Source organism: Micrococcus sp. IITD107 (assembly GCF_041927415.1).
In the GTDB taxonomy this organism is placed as follows: domain Bacteria; phylum Actinomycetota; class Actinomycetes; order Actinomycetales; family Micrococcaceae; genus Citricoccus; species Citricoccus terreus.
Genome location: NZ_JBHFFN010000014.1, coordinates 1 through 5,766, shown reverse-complemented (window position 1 = coordinate 5,766; position 5,766 = coordinate 1). Strand labels below are relative to the sequence as shown.

Sequence of the window (5,766 nt, the reverse complement as noted above, 5' to 3'; positions counted from 1 at the left end):
GCCTGTTGTTTGAGAACTCAATAGTGTGCCAAGTTTGTTGATGCCAAGTATTTGATTATTTGGTTGCCATCACTTCATTGCACCCCCGTGTGGTGGGTGGTGGTTGCCGGGATGAGCTTGGGGGTTGTTGCTGCTGGTTTTCCGCTGGTGGTGATGGTTCTCGAGTGCTTTTTGTTTTTTACGGAGAGTTTGATCCTGGCTCAGGATGAACGCTGGCGGCGTGCTTAACACATGCAAGTCGAACGATGAAGCCCAGCTTGCTGGGTGGATTAGTGGCGAACGGGTGAGTAACACGTGAGTAACCTGCCCTTGACTCTGGGATAAGCCTGGGAAACTGGGTCTAATACTGGATATGACTTCTCACCGCATGGTGGGGGGTGGAAAGATTTATTGGTCTTGGATGGACTCGCGGCCTATCAGCTTGTTGGTGAGGTAATGGCTCACCAAGGCGACGACGGGTAGCCGGCCTGAGAGGGTGACCGGCCACACTGGGACTGAGACACGGCCCAGACTCCTACGGGAGGCAGCAGTGGGGAATATTGCACAATGGGCGCAAGCCTGATGCAGCGACGCCGCGTGAGGGATGACGGCCTTCGGGTTGTAAACCTCTTTCAGTAGGGAAGAAGCGAAAGTGACGGTACCTGCAGAAGAAGCGCCGGCTAACTACGTGCCAGCAGCCGCGGTAATACGTAGGGCGCGAGCGTTATCCGGAATTATTGGGCGTAAAGAGCTCGTAGGCGGTTTGTCGCGTCTGCCGTGAAAGTCCGGGGCTTAACCCCGGATCTGCGGTGGGTACGGGCAGACTAGAGTGCAGTAGGGGAGACTGGAATTCCTGGTGTAGCGGTGAAATGCGCAGATATCAGGAGGAACACCGATGGCGAAGGCAGGTCTCTGGGCTGTAACTGACGCTGAGGAGCGAAAGCATGGGGAGCGAACAGGATTAGATACCCTGGTAGTCCATGCCGTAAACGTTGGGCACTAGGTGTGGGGGACATTCCACGTTTTCCGCGCCGTAGCTAACGCATTAAGTGCCCCGCCTGGGGAGTACGGCCGCAAGGCTAAAACTCAAAGGAATTGACGGGGGCCCGCACAAGCGGCGGAGCATGCGGATTAATTCGATGCAACGCGAAGAACCTTACCAAGGCTTGACATGTTCCTGACCGCCGTAGAGATACGGTTTCCCCTTTGGGGCAGGTTCACAGGTGGTGCATGGTTGTCGTCAGCTCGTGTCGTGAGATGTTGGGTTAAGTCCCGCAACGAGCGCAACCCTCGTTCCATGTTGCCAGCACGTAGTGGTGGGGACTCATGGGAGACTGCCGGGGTCAACTCGGAGGAAGGTGGGGACGACGTCAAATCATCATGCCCCTTATGTCTTGGGCTTCACGCATGCTACAATGGCCGGTACAATGGGTTGCGATACTGTGAGGTGGAGCTAATCCCAAAAAGCCGGTCTCAGTTCGGATTGGGGTCTGCAACTCGACCCCATGAAGTCGGAGTCGCTAGTAATCGCAGATCAGCAACGCTGCGGTGAATACGTTCCCGGGCCTTGTACACACCGCCCGTCAAGTCACGAAAGTTGGTAACACCCGAAGCCGGTGGCCTAACCCTTGTGGGGGGAGCCGTCGAAGGTGGGACTGGCGATTGGGACTAAGTCGTAACAAGGTAGCCGTACCGGAAGGTGCGGCTGGATCACCTCCTTTCTAAGGAGCTCTTACCACTGTGCTCTGCGGTCCTGTGTGGCTGTGGGGTGGTGGTCAAGAAGAATGGCTCGTTGCAGCCCCGTTCGTGGGTTGGCGAGTTGCTCATGGGTGGAACATCAACGAATCGACGTGCCTGCTGATCTTGAGTCGGCCCTGTGGGGCTGCTGGGGGAGGGTGCGTGCAGTGACTGGTTACTGGTGCTGCTGGGTGTGAGTACGGCTCTCTTTTTGGGGGTGTGGAAAGTCTCTGGTGGTGGTGGTTCTGGTTGGTTGTTTGGCACACTGTTGGGTCCTGGGACAACAGGATCCATGCTCTGGGTGTTCACAATGAGTTTGTTGTTGTGGGTGTGTGGGGTGTGGGGTTGTTGTTGCCGGCCGTGCTGAAGCTCATGACTGTGGGTGGTGGTGTGGTGCGGGTTGTTGTTTGTCAACTGCATAGTGGACGCGAGCATCTTATTTGGACTGCCGCAGCTGTACATGTGATCTCCTTTGGGGGGTTGTGTGGTGTTGTGGTGGTCTGCCGAGAATGTAGTCATCTTTTGATCTGCACCCTGTGATAGGGGTGTTGGATTTTTGCTCATTATTGGGACTTGGTCTGTGTGGCTAAGTTTTCAAGGGCGCATGGTGGATGCCTTGGCAACAGGAGCCGAAGAAGGACGTGGGAATCTGCGATAAGCCTGGTGGAGTCGATAACCGGACGTTGAGACCAGGATTTCCGAATGGGGGAACCCCGCACGACTTTCAAGATCGTGTGACCGCCTGCTGAACACATAGGCAGGTTGGAGGGAACGCAGGGAAGTGAAACATCTCAGTACCTGCAGGAAGAGAAAACAAAAGTGATTCCGTGAGTAGTGGCGAGCGAAAGCGGATGGGGCCAAACCGTATGTGTGTGATACCCGGCAGGGGTTGCATGTGCGGGGTTGTGGGCCTTTGCGTGATGGTTCTGCCGGACCATCGAAGTGAGGTGCGGGCGTATAGACGAACAGGTTTGGATGCCTGACCGTAGAGGGTGAGAGTCCCGTAGTTGTAATGCGTTCCGCCGCTTTGTGAATGTGCCCGAGTAGCACGGGGCCCGAGAAATCCCGTGTGAATCTGCCAGGACCACCTGGTAAGCCTGAATACTACCTGTTGACCGATAGCGGATCAGTACCGTGAGGGAATGGTGAAAAGTACCCCGGGAGGGGAGTGAAATAGTACCTGAAACCATGTGCCTACAAACCGTCGGAGCCTCCTTGTTGGGGTGACGGCGTGCCTTTTGAAGAATGAGCCTGCGAGTTAGTGATACGTGGCGAGGTTAACCCGTGTGGGGCAGCCGTAGCGAAAGCGAGTCTGAATAGGGCGATTCAGTCGCGTGTCCTAGACCCGAAGCGGAGTGATCTACCCATGGCCAGGTTGAAGCGCGTGTAAGAGCGCGTGGAGGACCGAACCCACTTCAGTTGAAAATGGAGGGGATGAGCTGTGGGTAGGGGTGAAAGGCCAATCAAACTCCGTGATAGCTGGTTCTCCCCGAAATGCATTTAGGTGCAGCGTCACGTGTTTCTTCCCGGAGGTAGAGCTACTGGATGGCTGATGGGCCCTACAAGGTTACTGACGTCAACCAAACTCCGAATGCCGGGAAGTGAGAGCGTGGCAGTGAGACTGTGGGGGATAAGCTTCATAGTCGAGAGGGAAACAGCCCAGACCACCGGTTAAGGCCCCTAAGCGTGTGCTAAGTGGGAAAGGATGTGGAGTTGCTGAGACAACCAGGAGGTTGGCTTAGAAGCAGCCACCCTTGAAAGAGTGCGTAATAGCTCACTGGTCAAGTGATTCCGCGCCGACAATGTAGCGGGGCTCAAGCACACCGCCGAAACCGTGGCATTCAAGCTTTTGTTTGGATGGGTAGGGGAGCGTCGTGCACTGCGGTGAAGCCATCGAGGAATCGTATGGTGGAGTGTGCACGAGTGAGAATGCAGGCATGAGTAGCGAAAGACGGGTGAGAAACCCGTCCGCCGGATGACCAAGGGTTCCAGGGTCAAGCTAATCTGCCCTGGGTAAGTCGGGACCTAAGGCGAGGCCGACAGGCGTAGTCGATGGACAACGGGTTGATATTCCCGTACCGGCGAAGGACCGCCCCTGCTGACCTGGTGATACTAACCGCCCGAACCATCCGTGACTTGCCCCTTCGGGGGTGAGCGTGTGGTGGGGAGCGCGGGACCTGAACCAGGAAGGCAAGCGTATTAACAGGTGTGACGCAGGAAGGTAGCCGGGCCAGGCAATGGAAATGACCTGGTCCAAGGGTGTAGGACGTCCGGTTGGCAAATCCGCCGGGCATGATGTCTGAGACCTGATAGGCCCCCACTAGGTGGGGGATCCGGTGATCCTATGCTGCCAAGAAAAGCATCGACGCGAGGTCCCAGCCGCCCGTACCCCAAACCGACACAGGTGGTCAGGTAGAGAATACTAAGGCGATCGAGAGAATCATGGTTAAGGAACTCGGCAAAATGCCCCCGTAACTTCGGGAGAAGGGGGGCCCTAACCCTGATCAGCACATGCTGCTGTGAGGGGATCAGGGCCGCAGAGACCAGGGGGAAGCGACTGTTTATCAAAAACACAGGTCCGTGCGAAGTCGCAAGACGATGTATACGGACTGACTCCTGCCCGGTGCTGGAAGGTTAAGAGGACCCGTTAGTTTCGGCGAAGCGGAGAATTTAAGCCCCAGTAAACGGCGGTGGTAACTATAACCATCCTAAGGTAGCGAAATTCCTTGTCGGGTAAGTTCCGACCTGCACGAATGGAGTAACGACTTCCCCGCTGTCTCAACCATGAACTCGGCGAAATTGCATTACGAGTAAAGATGCTCGTTACGCGCAGAAGGACGGAAAGACCCCGAGACCTTTACTATAGTTTGGTATTGGTGTTCGGTGTGGCTTGTGTAGGATAGGTGGGAGACTGTGAAGCCGGCACGCCAGTGCTGGTGGAGTCATCGTTGAAATACCACTCTGGTCACTCTGGACATCTAACTTCGGCCCGTGATCCGGGTCAGGGACAGTGCCTGATGGGTAGTTTAACTGGGGCGGTTGCCTCCCAAAATGTAACGGAGGCGCCCAAAGGTCCCCTCAGCCTGGTTGGCAATCAGGTGTCGAGTGCAAGTGCACAAGGGGGCTTGACTGTGAGAGAGACATCTCGAGCAGGGACGAAAGTCGGGACTAGTGATCCGGCGGCTCGTTGTGGAACGGCCGTCGCTCAACGGATAAAAGGTACCTCGGGGATAACAGGCTGATCTTGCCCAAGAGTCCATATCGACGGCATGGTTTGGCACCTCGATGTCGGCTCGTCGCATCCTGGGGCTGGAGTAGGTCCCAAGGGTTGGGCTGTTCGCCCATTAAAGCGGTACGCGAGCTGGGTTCAGAACGTCGTGAGACAGTTCGGTCCCTATCCTCTGCGCGCGTAGGAAATTTGAGAAGGTCTGTCCTTAGTACGAGAGGACCGGGACGGACGAACCTCTGGTATGTCAGTTGTACCGCCAGGTGCACCGCTGATTAGCTACGTTCGGAACGGATAACCGCTGAAAGCATCTAAGCGGGAAGCCAGCTTCGAGATGAGATTTCCACAGGCTACGGCCTGGGAGGCCCCCAGCAGAACACTGGGTTGATAGGCCGGACGTGGAAGCAAGGACTAAAGACTTGTGAAGCCGACCGGTACTAATAGGCCGATAACTTACACACACACCCACCCCCCCCGGGGGTGGGGACCAATTGATGTGCGCGTCCACTATGCGGTTGACACCCAACAACCCACCCCCAACAACAGCAGCTCTACGGGCTGCGCACTGGGGGAGCAAATGAATAATGGTGTAACAAGCCACCCTCGAAGCAACCCGTGAACACTGACCGGGACCACAGCAGGGTGAAAGAGTTACGGCGGTCATAGCGTGGGGGAAACGCCCGGTCCCATTCCGAACCCGGAAGCTAAGACCCACAGCGCCGATGGTACTGCACACGGGAGTGTGTGGGAGAGTAGGACGCCGCCGGACACTACTTTCAAAGACTCGGGCCCCACCACACGGTGGGGCCCGAGCACGTTAACAG

3 rRNA genes are annotated in these 5,766 nt (G+C 56.4%); all 3 read left to right on the top strand.

Annotated features, from left to right (window positions below):
• The first annotated feature begins 177 nt into the window (after positions 1–177).
• Positions 178–1,700: ribosomal RNA gene (locus ACEXHE_RS13390) — 16S ribosomal RNA — on the top strand.
• Between the two features lie 600 nt (positions 1,701–2,300).
• A 23S ribosomal RNA gene (locus ACEXHE_RS13385) occupies positions 2,301–5,403 on the top strand.
• A gap of 191 nt (positions 5,404–5,594) precedes the next feature.
• Positions 5,595–5,711 (top strand): 5S ribosomal RNA (rrf, locus tag ACEXHE_RS13380).
• The 16S, 23S and 5S rRNA genes sit together here, the layout of an rRNA operon.
• The last annotated feature ends 55 nt before the right edge of the window (positions 5,712–5,766 follow it).